General features: G+C 70.7%; 13 protein-coding genes, 1 tRNA gene and 1 pseudogene. 3 read left to right on the plus strand and 12 right to left on the minus strand.

All coding sequences use genetic code 11. The features are described from left to right. Window positions 1-37: 37 nt before the first annotated feature. The 10 genes from prfA to ACZ58N_RS04195 form a co-directional block, all read right to left on the minus strand. Window positions 38-1,117: a peptide chain release factor 1 gene (gene prfA / locus ACZ58N_RS04150; RefSeq protein WP_471155392.1), complete on the minus strand. Its 1,080-nt coding sequence runs from the start codon at window positions 1,115-1,117 to the stop codon at window positions 38-40. 118 nt (window positions 1,118-1,235) lie between these two features. Continuing rightward, window positions 1,236-1,454: a 50S ribosomal protein L31 gene (rpmE, locus tag ACZ58N_RS04155; protein WP_281209065.1), complete on the minus strand. Its 219-nt coding sequence runs from the start codon at window positions 1,452-1,454 to the stop codon at window positions 1,236-1,238. Between the two features lie 194 nt (window positions 1,455-1,648). Beyond that, window positions 1,649-2,743 (minus strand): LCP family protein, encoded by a 1,095-nt coding sequence (locus ACZ58N_RS04160; RefSeq protein WP_471155395.1) that lies wholly within the window; start codon window positions 2,741-2,743, stop codon window positions 1,649-1,651. Window positions 2,744-3,111: 368 nt separating this feature from the next. Next, complete coding sequence (rho, locus tag ACZ58N_RS04165; RefSeq protein ID WP_471155398.1) at window positions 3,112-5,250, minus strand: transcription termination factor Rho; 2,139 nt, start codon at window positions 5,248-5,250, stop codon at window positions 3,112-3,114. A gap of 428 nt (window positions 5,251-5,678) precedes the next feature. Continuing rightward, on the minus strand, window positions 5,679-6,626 hold the full coding sequence (gene thrB / locus ACZ58N_RS04170; RefSeq protein ID WP_471155401.1) for a homoserine kinase: 948 nt from the start codon (window positions 6,624-6,626) through the stop codon (window positions 5,679-5,681). A gap of 307 nt (window positions 6,627-6,933) precedes the next feature. After that, a complete protein-coding gene (thrC, locus tag ACZ58N_RS04175) occupies window positions 6,934-8,004 on the minus strand; it encodes a threonine synthase (RefSeq protein WP_471155403.1) in 1,071 nt (356 codons plus the stop codon). A 6-nt stretch (window positions 8,005-8,010) separates the two neighbouring features. After that, window positions 8,011-9,315, minus strand: coding sequence for a homoserine dehydrogenase (locus ACZ58N_RS04180; RefSeq protein WP_389706055.1), 1,305 nt, complete (start codon window positions 9,313-9,315; stop codon window positions 8,011-8,013). A gap of 156 nt (window positions 9,316-9,471) precedes the next feature. After that, window positions 9,472-10,863 (minus strand): diaminopimelate decarboxylase, encoded by a 1,392-nt coding sequence (gene lysA / locus ACZ58N_RS04185; protein WP_471155406.1) that lies wholly within the window; start codon window positions 10,861-10,863, stop codon window positions 9,472-9,474. A 19-nt stretch (window positions 10,864-10,882) separates the two neighbouring features. Next, complete coding sequence (nrtL, locus tag ACZ58N_RS04190; protein WP_471155409.1) at window positions 10,883-11,908, minus strand: ArgS-related anticodon-binding protein NrtL; 1,026 nt, start codon at window positions 11,906-11,908, stop codon at window positions 10,883-10,885. A gap of 109 nt (window positions 11,909-12,017) precedes the next feature. Next, on the minus strand, window positions 12,018-12,494 hold the full coding sequence (locus ACZ58N_RS04195; RefSeq protein ID WP_471156530.1) for a response regulator: 477 nt from the start codon (window positions 12,492-12,494) through the stop codon (window positions 12,018-12,020). 100 nt (window positions 12,495-12,594) lie between these two features. Here ACZ58N_RS04195 and ACZ58N_RS04200 point away from each other — a divergent pair. Then, window positions 12,595-12,666, plus strand: a tRNA-Arg gene (locus ACZ58N_RS04200). 278 nt (window positions 12,667-12,944) lie between these two features. On the opposite strand, the pseudogene ACZ58N_RS04205 reads toward ACZ58N_RS04200, so the two are convergent. Continuing rightward, a pseudogene (locus tag ACZ58N_RS04205) lies at window positions 12,945-13,445 on the minus strand (ATP-binding protein); the annotation flags it as partial. 286 nt (window positions 13,446-13,731) lie between these two features. Here ACZ58N_RS04205 and ACZ58N_RS04210 point away from each other — a divergent pair. Together ACZ58N_RS04210 and ACZ58N_RS04215 are read left to right on the plus strand one after the other, a co-directional pair. Next, window positions 13,732-14,604: a helix-turn-helix domain-containing protein gene (locus ACZ58N_RS04210; RefSeq protein WP_471155411.1), complete on the plus strand. Its 873-nt coding sequence runs from the start codon at window positions 13,732-13,734 to the stop codon at window positions 14,602-14,604. Continuing rightward, window positions 14,601-14,807, plus strand: coding sequence for a DUF397 domain-containing protein (locus ACZ58N_RS04215; RefSeq protein ID WP_471155413.1), 207 nt, complete (start codon window positions 14,601-14,603; stop codon window positions 14,805-14,807). The genes ACZ58N_RS04210 and ACZ58N_RS04215 overlap by 4 nt, the downstream gene beginning before the upstream one ends. An 86-nt stretch (window positions 14,808-14,893) precedes the next feature. Here the strand turns inward: ACZ58N_RS04215 and ACZ58N_RS04220 are convergent, their stop codons facing one another. Beyond that, window positions 14,894-17,158, minus strand: coding sequence for a hypothetical protein (locus ACZ58N_RS04220; RefSeq protein WP_471155416.1), 2,265 nt, complete (start codon window positions 17,156-17,158; stop codon window positions 14,894-14,896). Window positions 17,159-17,245 lie beyond the last annotated feature (87 nt).

Below are 17,245 nucleotides of genomic sequence, written 5' to 3' on the forward strand. Positions count from 1 at the left end.
TGTCGTACGGGGGGGTGGTGCGGGAATCAGGCAGGACTCAGTGCGCGGCGGCGAGCTTGGCGGCGGAGTCCGTGTCGACACAGGCCTGGATGACCGGGTCGAGGTCGCCGTCGAGCACCTGGTCCAAGTTGTACGCCTTGAAGCCGGTCCGGTGGTCCGAGATCCGGTTTTCCGGATAGTTGTACGTACGGATCTTCTCGGACCGGTCCACGCTGCGCACCTGGCTGCGGCGCACGTCGGAGGCTTCCTGCTCGGCGGCTTCCTGGGCGGCGGCCAGCAGGCGCGACCGCAGGATGCGCATGGCCTGCTCCTTGTTCTGGAGCTGGCTCTTCTCGTTCTGGCAGGAGGCGACCACACCGGTCGGGATGTGCGTGATGCGCACGGCCGAGTCGGTGGTGTTGACGGACTGGCCGCCGGGGCCGGAGGAGCGGTAGACGTCGATGCGGAGCTCGTTCATGTTGATCTCGACCTCGACCTCCTCGGCTTCCGGGGTGACGAGCACGCCGGCGGCGGAGGTGTGGATGCGGCCCTGGGACTCGGTGGCCGGGACGCGCTGGACGCGGTGCACGCCGCCCTCGTACTTCAGGCGGGCCCACACGCCCTGGCCGGGCTCGGTCGCCCCGTTGCCGCCCTTGGTGCGGACGGAGACCTGGACGTCCTTGTAGCCGCCGAGCTCGGACTCGGTGGCGTCGATGATCTCGGTCTTCCAGCCCACGCGCTCGGCGTACCGCAGGTACATGCGCAGCAGGTCACCGGCGAAGAGGGCGGACTCGTCGCCGCCGGCCCCGGCCTTGACCTCCAGGAGCACGTCCTTGTCGTCGCTGGGGTCGCGGGGAACGAGCAGCAGGCGGAGCTTCTCGGTGAGCTCCTCGCGCTGGGCGCTCAGTTCCTTGACCTCGGCGTGGAAGTCGGGGTCGTCGGCCGCGAGCTCCTTGGCCGTCTCGATGTCCTCGGTCGACTGCTTCCAGGCGCGGAAGGTCGCGACGATCGGGGTCAGCTCCGCGTAGCGCTTGTTCAGCTTGCGCGCGTTGGCCTGATCGGAGTGGACCGACGGGTCGGCGAGCTTCTTCTCAAGATCGGCGTGCTCGCCGATCAATTCCTCGACCGCCTCGAACATCGGGTGCTCCTGTGGTGAAAGTCAAAAAGGGGCTGGCGTGGCTGGGCGACGACAAAGGCGCCGGTCCGGCCGCCCCCGCATGGTCAGGGGGCGGCCGGTGACCGGCGCCTGGGTCGCGCTACTTCTGGGCCGCACCCTTGCCGAAGCGGGCCTCGAAGCGGGCCACACGGCCACCGGTGTCGAGGATCTTCTGCTTGCCCGTGTAGAACGGGTGGCACTCGGAGCAGACCTCGGCACGGATGGTGCCTTCGGTCAGGGTGCTACGAGTGGTGAACGACGCGCCACAGGTGCAGCTGACCTGGGTCTCGACGTACTCGGGGTGAACTTCGCGCTTCAAGGTGTCTCCTAGTTTCGGGAGGGCGCCGGGTCGCAGGAGCCGAATTGCGCACTGCGTGAACCGGGGCCGACAGACCAGTCTGCCAGGACCGGGCCGCCTGTCAAAATTCTGAGGACGCTCCCCTCAACGGCACGGGGGCGGCATCTATTCCGGCCGGCCCCCGCCGCGTCCCGACCCCCGGCCCGGAGCTCCCGTCAGCGGACGATCCCGGCGGCGGCGCCCTTGTCGCCCGCGGAGGCGGCGGTGGCCTCGGCGGGGATGGGCCGGTCCGCGAGCAGGGCGTCCCAGACCATCTTGGACTCCTTGGTGAGCGGGACGACCCGGTTCGGGTCCCGCGAGTCCGCGGTCACCGGCAGGGTGATCATGTGCATGTCCTCGGAGTCGATTCCCTGGAGTCCCTGGGCGAAGCCCATGAGGGACTTCACGTCTCCGAGCGCCTTGTCGGTGGTGATCGCCTTGGTCGCGGAGTCCGCGAGGCCGAGGAGCCGCTTCGGGTTGTCGAACACCCCGATGCCCTTGACCTGCTTGATCAGCGCCTTGATGAAGGCCTGCTGGAGCTGTATTCGGCCCAGGTCGCCGCCGTCGCCGACGCTCTTGCGGGTGCGTACGAGGCCGAGCGCCTGCTCCCCGTTGAGCTTGTTGGTGCCGGGCGGGAGGTCGAGGTGGCTGTAGTCGTCCTTGATGGGCTTGGTCGTCGTCACCTCGACGCCGCCGAGGTTGTCGATGATCTTCTTGAAGCCCGTGAAGTCGACCTCGATGTAGTGGTCCATGCGGATCCCCGACATCTTCTCGACGGTCTTGACCGCGCAGGCGGCCCCGCCGATGGTGAACGCCTCGTTGAACTGGGAGCGCGAGCTGCCCGGGTCGTTCTTACCGTCGGGGGTCGCGCAGCCGGGGCGCGGGGCCATGGTGTCGCGCGGGATGGATATGACGCTCGCCTTCTGGTGGCCCTCGTAGAGGTGGACGATCATCGCGGTGTCGGAGCGGGCGGATCCGCCGTCGTCCTTGCCGTACTCGCCGTTGGCGCCGCCGCGGGAGTCGGAGCCGAGGACGAGGATGTCCATCGAGCCGTTGTCGACGTTCGCCGGGCGGTCCTTGCCGAGCGCCTGGTCGATGTCGACGCTCTTGAGGTTTCCGTTGAACTTGAAGTAGACGTACCCGAGGCCGGTGCCGCCCAGGAGGACCACGCCGGCGGCGGTCCACGCGGCCACGCGGAGGCCCTTGCGCCGCGGCGGTTTGCGCCGCCGGGTCCCGGCACGACGGCCGCGCCCCCTGCTGTCCTCGCTCATGCTCTCCTCAGTCCCTGGCTCCGGTACGTGGTCCTACGGCACACCTTCCCGCTGTCCCTTCACTCAGACGGCGGAGCGGCCACCAGGGTTCCACGGCCGGCGCGGGGAGCCGACCGGCGCGGCCTGTCGGGGCCCGTGCGGACATCTCGGGACGAACGGGGTGTAGCGAAGTCCTTACCTGCGGTTTCCCAGGGGTTCGCGGGGTCGGTCCGATCGCCCTGCGGGCGGTACGAATGTGGCGAAGGTCGCACAGGGTCACGTAGGGGGCGCCGAGCGGGTGCACACGGGTGCGCACCACGAACGCGGGACCGCCCCCACCGCGGTTGCGGTGGGGGCGGTCCCGTTGGTGCGGAGCCCGAAGGCGGCGGTCAGTCGTCGTTCTTGCCCGCCGGCGTGGTCTTCGCGATCTGCATCAGGAACTCCGCGTTCGACTTCGTCTGCTTCATCTTGTCGAGCAGCAGCTCGATCGCCTGCTGCGAGTCGAGCGCGTGCAGCACCCGGCGGAGCTTCCAGACGATGGCGAGCTCTTCCGCGTTGAGGAGGATCTCCTCCTTGCGGGTGCCCGACGGGTCGACGTCGACGGCCGGGAAGATGCGCTTGTCGGCGAGCTTGCGGTCGAGCTTGAGCTCCATGTTGCCGGTGCCCTTGAACTCCTCGAAGATCACCTCGTCCATGCGCGAGCCGGTGTCGACCAGCGCGGTGGCCAGGATGGTCAGCGAGCCGCCGTCCTCGATGTTGCGCGCGGCACCGAAGAAGCGCTTCGGCGGGTACAGCGCGGTCGAGTCGACACCACCGGACAGGATGCGGCCGGAGGCGGGGGCCGCGAGGTTGTACGCGCGGCCCAGACGGGTGATGGAGTCCAGCAGGACGACCACGTCGTGACCCAGCTCGACGAGGCGCTTGGCGCGCTCGATGGCCAGCTCGGCGACGGTGGTGTGGTCCTCGGCCGGGCGGTCGAAGGTCGAGGAGATGACCTCGCCCTTCACCGACCGCTGCATGTCGGTGACCTCTTCCGGACGCTCGTCGACCAGGACGACCATCAGGTGGCACTCGGGGTTGTTGACGGTGATCGCGTTGGCGATCGCCTGCATGATCATGGTCTTGCCGGTCTTCGGCGGGGCCACGATCAGGCCTCGCTGACCCTTGCCGATCGGCGACACGAGGTCGATGATGCGGGTGGTCAGCACGCCCGGGTCGGTCTCCAGACGGAGCCGGTCCTGCGGGTACAGCGGGGTCAGCTTCTGGAACTCCGGCCGGCCGCGGCCGGATTCGGGCGCCATGCCGTTGACGGAGTCCAGGCGGACCAGCGCGTTGAACTTCTCGCGGCGCTCGCCGTCCTTGGGCTGCCGGACGGCACCGGTGGTGTGGTCGCCCTTGCGCAGACCGGCCTTGCGGACCTGCGCGAGGGAGACGTACACGTCGTTCGGGCCGGGCAGGTAGCCCGAGGTCCGGATGAACGCGTAGTTGTCGAGGATGTCGAGGATGCCCGCGACGGGGATCAGCACGTCGTCGTCGGCGACCTGCGGCTCGCTCGGCGCGAACTCGTCGCGGCCACGACGGCCCCGGCGGTCGCGGTAGCGGCCACGACGGCCGCGACGGCCGTCCTCACCGTCGAAGTCGTCCTGCGGGCCGTTGTCCTGACGGTCCTGCCGGCCCTGCTGCTGACCCTGCTGGCCCTGGCCCTGACCGCGACCGCCCTGCTGCTGACGGTCCGCACGGTCCTGACGGTCGGCACGGTCCTGACGACCGCCGCCCTGACCCTGGTTCTGGCCCTGACCCTGGGCCTGGCCCTGGTCGTCGGCCTTGGCGCCGCGCTCGCGACGGCCCGGGCGGTCGCCGCGCTCGGCACGCTCGCCGCGGTCACGGCGGTCGCGACGGGTACGGCCCTCGCCGGCCTCCGGGGACTGGCCCTGGGCGGCGACGGTGTTGGCCTCGGCCTTGACCTCGGACTGCGCGGCCGGAGCGGTCTCGGTCTTCTGCTCGACCTGCACGACGGTCGGGGCCGTCACCTCCGGGCTGCCGGAGGGCGCGGTGGCGCGGCGCCGGCGGCGCTCGCCGACGGGGGCGTCCTCTCCCCCGCGCTCGGCTTCGCTCGCGCGGGAGGGGCCCCCTGCCGGCTGTCCGGGGATGTCGATCTGCGCCTGGACGGCGGGCTTGTCGGCCGCCTTCTCGGCGGGCGCCTGGACGGCGGTCTCACCCGTGCGGGCCTTGCTGGTGGCGCGGCGCTTCGGCTTGGCCTCGGCGTCGCCGGCGGGGGCCGCGGCCTTGGGGGCGCTGCCGCCGCCCTGGGCCTCCTTGATGACCTCGATCAGCTGGCTCTTGCGCATCCGCGCGGTGCCCCTGATTCCGAGGCCGGACGCGACCTGCTGCAGCTCGGCGAGGACCATGCCGTCGAGGCCGGTGCCGGAGCGGCGTCGCCGTCCCGGGGCAGCCGCGGCGCCCGCGGCGGGGGCACTGGTGTCGACGTTGGTGTCGGCAGCGCCCATCAGATCGGTGGTGTCGCTCACGAAGGGTCCTTCCCTGGAGCGGACGTCGGCCTGTCTGGCTCGGCGACCGGTTGTGCTGTCCGACGACGGTCCATGACCTGATGTGTCATGGCCGCAGCCGGGGCGGTGGTCCGCCGGTAGAGATACGGCGGAGAGAAACGTGCGTGGGTGGTTCCGGCGAGAAGCCCCCGAGCTGGAAGCGTGGGAATGTCACGCCGATTCCGGAGCGTGCCCGAAACTGCTGGCAGCGATCAAAGCAGTCGGGGAGGCTCCCGGAAGAAAGGTGGTCCCGATTGGGGACACTGAGCACCGAGCCATGGCGGCTTCGGATGCGCACTTGAGACTAACACTACCGGATCCAACTGATATTCCCCCTCTCAATCACCGGCAATCGCCCCCGTCCGGGGCGGGCGGCCTGCCCTGGCCGCCCGCCCCGGAGGGCCGTGTCGCTAGTACACGGACTGGGCTCCCTGGGCTCCCTGGGTACCCAGCGGAAGGACGCTCGCGCCCGCGGCGTCGAGGGCGAGACGGTTCGCCGCCCACCCCTCGCCGGCGAGCTGCGCGACCTTGTCGGCCGCGTCGTTGTCGACCAGCGCGAGGACCGTGGGGCCCGCGCCGGAGATGACCGCGGGGATGCCGTCCGCCCGCAGCCGGTTCACGAGTGCCACGCTCTCGGGCATCGCCGGGGACCGGTACTCCTGGTGCAGCCGGTCCTCGGTGGCGGGCAGCAGGAACTCGGGACGCCTGGTCAGGGCCTCCACGAGCAGGCCGGCCCGGCCCGCGTTCACCGCGGCGTCCACGTGCGGGACGCTGCGCGGCAACAGTCCGCGCGCGGTCTCGGTCAAGACCGGCTTGGACGGTACGAAGACCACCGGAACGATGGAATCCGCCGGGTCCATACGGATCGCCTTGGCGCTTCCCCCGTCCATCCAGGCCAGGGTGAAACCGCCGAGCAGACAGGCGGCGACGTTGTCGGGGTGTCCCTCGATCTCCGTGGCGAGCTCCAGCAGCGCCGCGTCGTCGAGACGGCCCTCGCCGCCTATGGTCACGGCGCGGGCGGCGACGATGCCGGCGCAGATCGCGGCGGAGGAGGAACCGAGACCGCGGCCGTGCGGGATGCGGTTGGCACAGACGACCTCAAGGCCGCGCGGCTGACCGCCCAGCAGGTCGAAGGCGGTGCGCATGGAGCGTACGAGGAGGTGGCTCTCGTCCCTCGGAAGGGTGTCGGCACCCTCACCCGCGATGTCGATGTTCAGGCCGGAGTCGGCGACGCGGACGACCACGTCGTCGTAGAGCCCCAGGGCCAGGCCGAGGGCATCGAAGCCGGGGCCGAGGTTGGCACTGCTGGCGGGGACGCGCACTCGTACGGCGGCGGCGCGGAACGCTGGACCTGCCATCGGTCGATGACACTCCTTGTGACTGTGCGAGATCTGGTGACGGTGCGGGATCTTCGCTGCGAATGTACTGGAGAACGTACGACACCCGAAGGCCCTTGGGGCAGCACCGCGGTCATATGCGCGGTGGCGGATGTAAGTACAGCGTATCGAAGGAAGGTTCTCCCGCGACATAGGGCGCACAGGAGGCGCACGATGCGTGTCGCGTTCTTCCGCTGAATTCCGTTGACTTTTGGTGCCGTACGGGCCGAGTTGCCGGATTCCGGAAGCTTCCGGAATCCGGCAACGGGGCGTCGAGCCGGAGCTCGGGTCAGATCAGGCCGAGGCGGACGGCCGCGGCCTCCGCGTCCACCGGAATGGTGATCGGCTGCGGGGCGCCGGCAACCGCCCAGTCGGGGTCCTTCAGGCCGTTGCCGGTGACGGTGCACACGATCTTCTGGCCCGGGTCGACGAGCCCGGCCTCGGCGGCCTTGAGCAGGCCCGCCACGGACGCGGCCGACGCGGGCTCGACGAAGACACCCTCCTGCGAGGCCAACAGCCGGTAGGCGGCCAGGATCTGGCGGTCCGTCACCTCGTCGATGAAGCCGCCCGACTCGTCCCGCGCGGCGAGCGCGTAGTCCCAGGAGGCCGGATTGCCGATCCGGATCGCCGTGGCGATGGTGTGCGGCTCCTTGACGACCTCGCCGCGCACGATCGGTGCGGAGCCGGAAGCCTGGAAACCCCACACGCGGGGCGTACGGGAGGCCAGGCCGTCGGCCTTGTACTCCTTGAAGCCCTTCCAGTACGCGGTGATGTTGCCGGCGTTGCCGACGGGCAGTACGTGGATGTCGGGGGCGTCGCCGAGCGCGTCCACGATCTCGAACGCGGCCGTCTTCTGACCCTCGATGCGCACCGGATTCACGGAATTGACCAGCGCGACCGGGTAGTTGTCGGACAGCGCTCGGGCCAGGTCCAGGCAGTCGTCGAAGTTGCCGTCGACCTGCAGGATCTTCGCACCGTGCACGAGGGCCTGACCCATCTTGCCCAGCGCGATCTTGCCGCGGGGCACGAGCACCGCGCACACCATGCCGGCGCGCACCGCGTAGGCGGCGGCCGAGGCGGAGGTGTTGCCGGTGGAGGCGCAGATGACGGCCTTGGCGCCCTCCTCCTTCGCCCGGGTGATCGCCATGGTCATGCCGCGGTCCTTGAAGGACCCGGTGGGGTTCGCACCCTCCACCTTGAGGTGGACCTCACAACCCGTGCGCTCGGAGAGCAGCTGGGCGGGCACGAGGGGCGTCCCGCCCTCGCGGAGGGAGACCACGGGGGTCGTGTCCGTGACCGGCAGGCGGTCCCGGTACTCCTCGATGATGCCCCGCCACTGGTGGGTTCGGTTGCTGCTCATGGGTCCTTACTCCCCTTCAACACGCATGATGCTGGCGACACCTCGTACGGTGTCCAGCTTCCGCAGCGCCTCGACGGTCCCCGAGAGGGCGGCGTCGGGCGCGCGGTGAGTGACGACGACGAGGGAGGCCTCATTGCCGACCCCGTCAGGACGTCCTTGCTGTCGTACCGTGTCGATCGACACGCCGTGCTCCGAGAAGGTCGTCGCCACCTGGGCGAGGACACCCGGCTTGTCCGCCACGTCGAGGCTGATGTGGTAGCGCGTGACGACATCACCCATGGTGCTGACCGGCAGCTGGGTGTACGCCGACTCGCCGGGCCCCGTCGCCTCCGCGAGCTTGTTGCGGCAGACCGCCACGAGGTCGCCGAGGACCGCCGAGGCGGTCGGTGCGCCGCCCGCGCCCGGACCGTAGAACATGAGCCGACCGGCGGCCTCCGCCTCGACGAAGACGGCGTTGTACGCCTCGCGCACGGAAGCCAGCGGGTGGGTCAGCGGGATCATCGCCGGGTGCACGCGGGCCGTCACGGACCGGCCGTCCGCGGCGCGCTCCAGGATCGCGAGGAGCTTGATGGTGCAGCCCATGCGCTTGGCGGAGGCGAAGTCGGCGGCGCTGACCTCGGTCATGCCCTCGCGGTACACGTCGTCCAGGCGGACCCGGGTGTGGAAGGCGATGCCGGCCAGGATCGCGGCCTTGGCCGCGGCGTCGAAGCCCTCGACGTCGGCGGTGGGGTCGGCCTCCGCGTACCCGAGGGCGGTGGCCTCGTCCAACGCCTCCTGGTAGCCGGCGCCGGTCGAGTCCATCTTGTCGAGGATGAAGTTCGTCGTGCCGTTGACGATGCCCATCACCCGGTTGATCTTGTCGCCGGCGAGGGACTCGCGCATCGGGCGGACCAGCGGGATGGCGCCGGCGACGGCGGCCTCGTAGTAGAGGTCGAGCCCGGCGGCCTCGGCGGCGGCGTGCAGCGCGGCGCCGTCCTGGGCGAGCAGTGCCTTGTTCGCGGACACGACGGACGCGCCGTTCTCGAAAGCGGTGGTGATCAGGGTGCGGGCGGGCTCGATGCCACCGATGACCTCGATGACCACGTCGATGTCGCCCCGTTTGAGGAGGGCGGTCGCGTCGGTGGTGACGAGGGCGGGGTCGATCCCCTCACGAACCTTGGAGGGGCGGCGCACGGCGACACCGGCGAGCTCGACCGGAGCACCGATCCTGGCCGTCAGGTCGTCGGCGTGCGTCGTCATGATGCGCGCCACCTCTGAGCCGACCACTCCACAGCCCAGCAGCGCCACCTTCAGCGGACGCGTACGCATCATTCGACCTACGCCTTTCGATCTTTCTGCATTCCCCGGCGCGCGGTTACGCGCCAGGTATGAACCAGTCTCACTCAATGGACATCAGTTTCCATCCTCGGTCCATTGAGTGAGACACCCATTTTCAGGATTCGGGGGCTTCTCCCGGAAACATGACGGTCATCCGAGGTCGAGACGCAGGAGATCTTCCTCCGTCTCGCGGCGGACGATCACCCGTGCCAGTCCGTCGCGCACGGCGACGACCGGCGGACGCAGCGCGTGGTTGTAGTTGCTGGCCATGGACCTGCAGTAGGCGCCGGTGGCCGGCACGGCGAGCAGGTCGCCGGGGGCCAGGTCGGCCGGCAGGAACGCGTCCTTGACCACGATGTCACCGCTCTCGCAGTGCTTGCCGACGACGCGGACGAGCATGGGCTCGGCGTCCGACACACGGGACACGAGGTTGACGGAGTACTCCGCGTCGTAGAGGGCCGTTCGGATGTTGTCGGACATGCCGCCGTCGACGCTGACGTACGTCCGCAGCCCTTCGAGGGGCTTGATCGTGCCGACCTCGTAGAGGGTGAAGGCGGTCGGGCCGACGATGGCGCGGCCCGGCTCGACGGAGATCCTCGGCGCCCGCAGGCCGGCGCTCTCGCATTCACGGGCGACGATCTCCGTCAGCGCCTTGGCGATCTCCTGGGGCTCGCGCGGGTCGTCCGCGGAGGTGTACGCGATGCCCAGGCCGCCACCGAGGTCGATCTCGGGGAGTTCGACGCCGTGTTCGTCGCGCACGGCGGCCAGCAGTCGGATCACCCGCTTGGCGGACACCTCGAAACCGGCCATGTCGAAGATCTGCGAGCCGATGTGCGAGTGCACGCCGAGCAGGTCGAGGCTGTCGTGGCCCAGCGCCCGACGCACGGCCTCGGCCGCGCTGCCGTCGGCGACGGCGATGCCGAACTTCTGGTCCTCGTGGGCGGTCGCGATGAACTCGTGGGTGTGCGCCTCGACGCCGACGGTGACGCGGATCTGCACGGGCTGGCGCACGCCGAGCTCACGGGCGACGTGCGCGACGCGGGCGATCTCCTGGAAGGAGTCGAGGACGATGCGCCCGACCCCGACCTCGATGGCCCGCCGGACCTCCGCCTCGGACTTGTTGTTGCCGTGGTAGGCGATCCGCTCGGCCGGCATCCCGGCGGCCAGCGCCGTGGACAGCTCGCCGCCCGAGCACACGTCCAGGTTCAGGCCCTCCTCGCGCAGCCACTTCACGACGGCCTTGGAGAGGAACGCCTTGCCCGCGTAGAAGACGTCCGCGTCCTTGCCGAAGGCGTTCGCCCAGGCGCGGCAGCGGGCGCGGAAGTCCTCCTCGTCGAGGAAGTAGGCGGGGGTGCCGAACTCCTCGGCGAGCTTGGTCACTTCGATGCCGCCGACGCAGGCGACGCCGTCGTCGTTGCGCGTGACGGTACGGGCCCAGACCTTCTCGTCCAGCTTGTTCAGGTCGGCGGGCGGCGGCGCGTAGTGCCCCTCGGGCAGGACGTCGGCGTGGCGGGGCCCGGCGGGGTGCGCGGAACGGCTCATCGGAATCTCTCTTCGCGGGTCACAGGAAGTCGGGGGCGTCCATGCCGAGCAGGGCGAGGCCACCGGCCAGCACCGTCCCGGCGGCTTCGGCGAGTGCCAGCCGGGAACGGTGGGCGGCCGAGGGTTTCTCGTCTCCCCGGGGCAGGACGTCGTGCTGGAAGTCGAGCAGCGCGTCGGCGACGGTGACGAGGTGCCGCACGAGCCGCTCGGGCGCCCGGTGGTGCGCGGCGGCTTCGAGGACGAGGGGGTACTCGGCGAGGGCGGCCAGCAGGTCGGGCGCCTCGACGTCGCCCGGCTCGCCCCGGAACCCGAGGTGTTCGGCGTTGCGGTGGAGCGCGCGGGCGCGGGCGTGGGCGTACCGCACCCGGAACAGTTCGCTGGACTCGTCCTGCACCAGGAGTCCGGCGGTGAACGAGGGGGTCTCGCGCGCGGGGACGCCGAGCATGGCCCACGCGGCGGCGTCGGCCCCGTACACGGCGACGACATCGCCGTCGCGCCGGGCGACGGGGGCGATGGGAGCTGCTGCGGGCGGGGCGTCGGTGCGCGGCGGGGTGTCGGCGGCCGGCGGGGTGTCGGTGCGCGGCAGGGTGTCGACGTCCGGCAGGGTGTCGACGTCCGGCGGGGTGTCGACGTCGGCCGCCTGGCTCCACCGGATCCGGGCGACGGCGTCGCGCACGACGCGCGCACGCGGCTCGCCGTCGGGTGCGTATCCGTACCGGGTGCCGCGCGCCCGGACGTCCCGTACGAGGGCGGCGGCGGACCGGGACGCGAGGGTGAAGTTGAGGAACCCGGCGCCGGTGACCTCGACGTTCTCGATGCCGGGCTCGGCGGCGAGCCGACCGGCGAGGACACGGGCGACGTGGACCGGCGCGACCCCGGCACCCTTGGCGACCTGGAACGCGACGGGTGAGGCGTAGTCCCCGACTCCCCCGGGCCGTGTCCGTTCGACGACGACACGCCCGGGCACGGGACCGCCCAGCTCCCCGTCCTCGACGGCACGGCGCACGGCACGTACGACGGCACGAGAGAGGTCGGCGGGGATCACGACACCCAGCCTAGGGGAGAAGCCCGAGGGACATGCATCGGGTTTCGCCATGTGAACAGAGGGGACGAAAGTGCGGGTCGGAACGCGACGGGGAGGAAGGCGTAGGGGCTCAGCCCCGCCCTCTCCCTGCGGGCGTCCCCTTCCGCTCGCGCCGGTCCCTGCGCTCGACGAGCCGCCGCACGACACGGACCAGCTCGGCGGGCTCGAAGGGCTTCGCCACGAACGCGTCGACGCCGGCGGCGATCCCGGCCTCGACCTCGTGCTGCGTGCAGGCGCTGACGATCGCGACGGGCAGGTGCCGCGTCCTGGGATCGGCCCGCAGCTGCGCGGCAGCGCCGAACCCGTCCAGCCGGGGCATGACCACATCGAGGGTGATCGCGTCGGGGTTCACACGGTGGGCGATGTCCAGGCACTCGACACCATCGTTCGCGGTCACGACCTCGAAGCCCTCCAGCTCGAGATTGACCTTGATCAGTTGCCGGATGACCTTGTTGTCGTCGACAACAAGCACCCGGCCCGAGGCGCCTGGCACAACTTGAGAGTAGGTCCGCCGCCACCCCCGCGTCCGGGTTTTCGCCACTTCCACCCCCTCCGGGCGACCGACCTCCCGCTCCCGCCCAAAACGGTTCCTGATCACCCCGGGGATGCTGGTAGTGTTCAACCCGTCGCCGCAACGCGAACGACACGCCCCCGTAGCTCAGGGGATAGAGCAACGGCCTCCGGAGCCGTGTGCGCAGGTTCGAATCCTGCCGGGGGCACTTCGCAGGAAGTGCCAAAGAGACCCTCCAGACAGTGTCATTACTGTTCGGAGGGTCTTCTTGTGTTTCACACCATGGATACCCGCAGACCAGCATTCGGGGCCCCCTCAGCCGCTCGCTGGGCGGGATGACCTCTACCGCGAGGGCGACCGCGTCCACCTCCAGGACGGGGGTGGGGTGGTGGACCGGGTCCGCCACGGTGTCTCCTCCTTGCCAGCGGGGAGTGGGTGCGGCGCCTGGGCGGACACGGCACTCGGCACTCGTACGGCGCGTTTCACTTACGGCAGCCCTCGTACGGACAGCGGTTCCGCTGCGGGCAGGTGGAGGGGCGGGCCTTCGTCCAGGGCGAGGACGACCGTCAGGCCGCCGGTGGCGTGGCGAGCCGTCCGTACGCTGCGGACCGCGCGCCACGCGCCCCAGACGCGGATCTGCTGGCCGGGGCTGACCGTGACCGCCGCAACCTCCCTCGTTGACGGGGTGGGGAGGAGGTCCGGGGCCTTCAGCTCCGACCAGACCGTCTTGCCGATGCCGCCCGCGCGTGCGGTGACGCCCCAGCGGTGGCTGAGCTCGTCCACGAGCCGTAGCCCCCGGCCGCGTTCGTCGTCCGTGGCGGGGTGGCGGAGTTCCGGCCGGCCGGATCCGGCGTCGCTCACCTCCAGACGCAGCAGCCCGTCCGTCGAGGAGTGTGCGATGCGTACGCCGACCTGGCGGTCGCTGGGTGCGGGTGCGCGCAGGGCGTTGGTCACGAGTTCGGAGAGGACGAGTTCGGCGGTCTGGAGGAGGTCGTCCCCCGCGCCCTAGTCCCCAAGTAGGGCGTGCAGTGCCGCGCGGGCCCTCGGCGCGCTGCGGGGTCGGCGTGAGAGCCGGAAAGAGACGTCGATCAGTGCAGCCATGGCAGCTCCAGAGGGTCGGAACCCCCGGACAAACGGGGGCTCAGGTACCGACACCAGGAGAGTGCCCGCAGAACAGGTAACGGCGCAACGTTGAATGGATTGCCAGCTCCTAATTCACCCATACGGGCATTCGCGAGTCCGCAAGTCCCCTGGCTCTGATAGGGAGTCACCTATGCCAAACGTGATGCCCTCCACGGTCCTGGGTCGCCAACTCGGCGACGAACTACGTCGGTCCCGAGAGGCCGCAGGCCTCACCACTGCCGCTGCCGCCGAGGTACTGGACTGCACGAAGGGGAAGATCAGCCGCATCGAGAACGGCCATGTCCCAGTCCGCACACCTGATCTCGTCGCGCTCATGGAGGCATACGGGGTGATGGACACGGAGTCGCGGGAGCGCCTGACTTCCCTTGCCTTGAGGGCGAACAGACGACGGCGTGAAGGGTGGTGGCATGAGTACGCCTCCGTTCTCAGTGACGCGTACCGCGACCAGATCGAGATGGAGTCGATCTGCGACAGCATCCGCACTTACCAAGTGCAGATGGTGCCCGGACTCCTCCAGACTCCGGAGTACGGGCGGGCCGTAACGGTGGCATCACGCGCCTGGCAGACGGCTGAGGAGATCGACCGGTTCGTCCAGGTGCGACTTGCAAGGCAGGAACGGTTGACGGGTGCGGAACCCATGGAGTTCTGGGCAGTACTTGCTGAAGGAGTGCTGCGCCAACAAGTCGGCGGGCCGGACATCATGCACGCACAGTTGAAGCACCTACTGACCATGGCCGAGCGACCCAACATCACCGTTCAGGTGCTGCCGTTCACACGCGGCGCCCACTCGGGCATGTTCGGCCCGTACGTGCTGCTCAGCTTTCCGCAACTGGCGTCGCTCGACCTCGTACTCACCGAGGCCCCCACTGGCAACATCTGGATGGAGCGAGAGCAGGAAGTCACCTGCTACCGAGGGCTCTTCGATGACGCGCGCATGGCAGCATTGCCGCCTACGGAGTCACTCGCGCTGATCCAGCGTGTTGCCAAGGAGCACAGAGCATGAGCAACGAGGTCCGCTCGACGACCGGGGTCCGCAAGACCGCGATATGGCGCACGAGCAGCTACAGCGGAGGCCAAGGCGACTGCGTCGAGGTCGCCGATAACATCCCCGGCGTCGTCCCCGTCCGCGACAGCAAGCGGCCCGCCGGGCCTGTGATCGGGTTCGGGGTCGGCGCCTGGCAGGCGTTCGTCACGCAGGTGGGCTGACCGGGCGGCCGGGGACAGGAGCCGGGCGGCCACGTCGCCGGCGCGGGCCCCGGCTCCGCGTGGCCCCGGCCCGGTGTTCACGTCGGTCAGCGCCGCTTGCGTTTCCCGCCCGCGCGCTTGGCGGGCTTCTTCCTGCCCGAAGAGCGGGTCGTACCGCTGGTCTCGAAGGACCGCCAGGCGCGACGGGCCTGTTCGGCGGTGGCGCGGTCGGGGTGGTGTGAGAGCTGCCCTGCCAGGAAGGCGGACGTATACGGGTCCGCCGCCGTGAGGGCGGTGACCAGGGCCGGGCTGCCGCTGGGCCAGGCTGCTGCGGCCTTGTCGAAGACGGCGTGGACTTCGGCGAACAGCTCGGGCTCCTCCTCGTTCGCAGCCGCCGTCATGCGGTGGTCGAGGGATGCGGCGCTCCGTACGGCTTCGAGCGCGTCGAGCAGGTGCACCGCGCGGGCCGACAGCGGAACGGCTGAGGGGTCGGGCGCCTGGCCGCGTGCGTGCAGGGTGTGTTCGGCCCAGCCGCCCAGGACCGGGTCGGCCAGCAGCGCGTGCAGGGCCTCGTCGGGCACGGCCATCGCGTCGAGAGCGGCGAGCAGCGCCCGCCGCCTCGCGGGCTCGGCCTCGGGGCAGGCGGCGGAGATCGCCGCGAACAGAGTGGTCCATCCGTCGGTGCCCTGCGCGTCCAGCCAGTCGCCGATGGTCGGCCGGGCGGCCCGCTTCGGCCACCACTGGGCTGCCGCGACGAGCCGTTCCGCATCCCAGGCGAGCATCTGCTCCCGCGTGGGGAAGACATCGGCGGCGTCGCCTTCGAGGCCCACGAGGAGGGTGTCGCGCAGCAGGGCGGAGCCGAGAGCAGTGAGGCTGACGGCGTCTCCGGTGCGCTCGGTGACACCCAGAGCGGCCAGGCGGTCCATCAGGCGCACGAGGCGGGCAGCGGCCGGGATCAGATCCGTACGGTCGGACTCGGTGAGTGCCGGGAGTCCCAGGACCGCGGACAGGGCCTGGGGGTCGGGCAGCTCGTAGTCTCCGGTAACCGGGACGGACGCGTCGGGGTCGCTCTCATGGCCCGGCGGCACGAACCACATGTCGTTCAGGGCTGCCATGCGGGCCACGGACTGCTTCATCCCCGCTTGCTCGCACAGGAGGTAGAGGGTGAGCAGGTGCTCTCCGTCGTACTCCTCCGCGGTCTCGTCCTCCTCGGCCAGCTGTGTCAGCAGGACGCCGAGGAGGTTCAGGGCCAGTCCGGTCAGCTCGGCGGGGCCACCCTCACGCCAGGCCTCGGCCGACGGCCCCGCGCTCAACGCGCCTCCCTGCTCCCGCACCAGGAAGCCGCTCGCCAGCGCCAGTTCGCGCGTTCGCTCGTCCGCGCCCTGCGGGTCGGCGGCGGCTCGCGCCAAGAGCTGGGGCAGCGGGGCGGAACGCAGCAGCGCGGCCTGCTCCGCCGGGGAGTCCGGCAACGGGGCCGGGGGCAGCGGCGCGAAGGCGTCGCCAAACATCTCCAGGTGCTGGCCTGCCATGGCCTCGACGAGGGCGAGGAGAGGGGTGGGAGCGCTACCGCCGCCCGGCGCCAGGTGCGCGAAGGGGCCGCTCAGCAGGGTGTCGAGCCCGGCTGCGGTCCAGCGATCGGCGAGCACACCCGCCTGCTCGTCGTACCAGTCGTCCCTCTCCTCGTCCGGCTTGCCTACCGGGGCATCGGCGACCAGCAGGCCCTCGCCGGGGTGGGGCCTTACCTGCTGGGCCGGCGCCACGGCCGCCAGCCGTGTGGCGAGCAGCGGACGGGCCTGCCTGGAGCGTTCCGCGCACAGCGCCTCCGCGTATGCCCCTTCGGCGAGCGGTCCGTTCGGAGAGGAGGAGGCGAAGCCGAACGCGGCATGCCGCTCGGCGTACGGGCGCGCGGCGAACGCCTCCAGCCAGTCGCGCACAGCCCGGGGATCGGTGGCGTCCACGCCCGCGGCGCGCAGCAGGTTTCCGTACAGCCGCGGCCAGGTGAGGCGGCGGGGGCTCGTCATCGCCTGGGTGAAGCCCTCGGCGAGCTCACGTACCCGGGTCACGAGCTTCGCGTGCCGCTTGGCATTGAGGCGGCCGGCCTCGTGGGTGTGGTCGACGAGCGCGACCAGCGCGGCCACGAAGCCCGGCAGTTCTTCCTCGGTGGCGCTGGCGTAGAGCGGGAGCAGGATGTGCAGCAGTTCCTCGGCGAGCTCCTCGGTGGGCTCGGGCAGGCCGGTCCGGCGGCGTGCTTCGCCCAGCGCGAGCAGGCCGAGGACGGCCTCGGCCGCCCGCGCGTCCAGCGGGGCGCCTCGGTCTTCGGCCCGGGCCAGGAACGAGTCCAGATCAAGGAGAAGCGGCATGGCGATGGTCATCCCGGCAGCCTAGCGACGCCGCACAGCTGCCCGTTCCCATAGTTGAGATCCGGGACGGCGCACGGGAGCGCGACGCGCGAAAGCACC

Source organism: Streptomyces sp. NPDC040432, assembly GCF_055595445.1.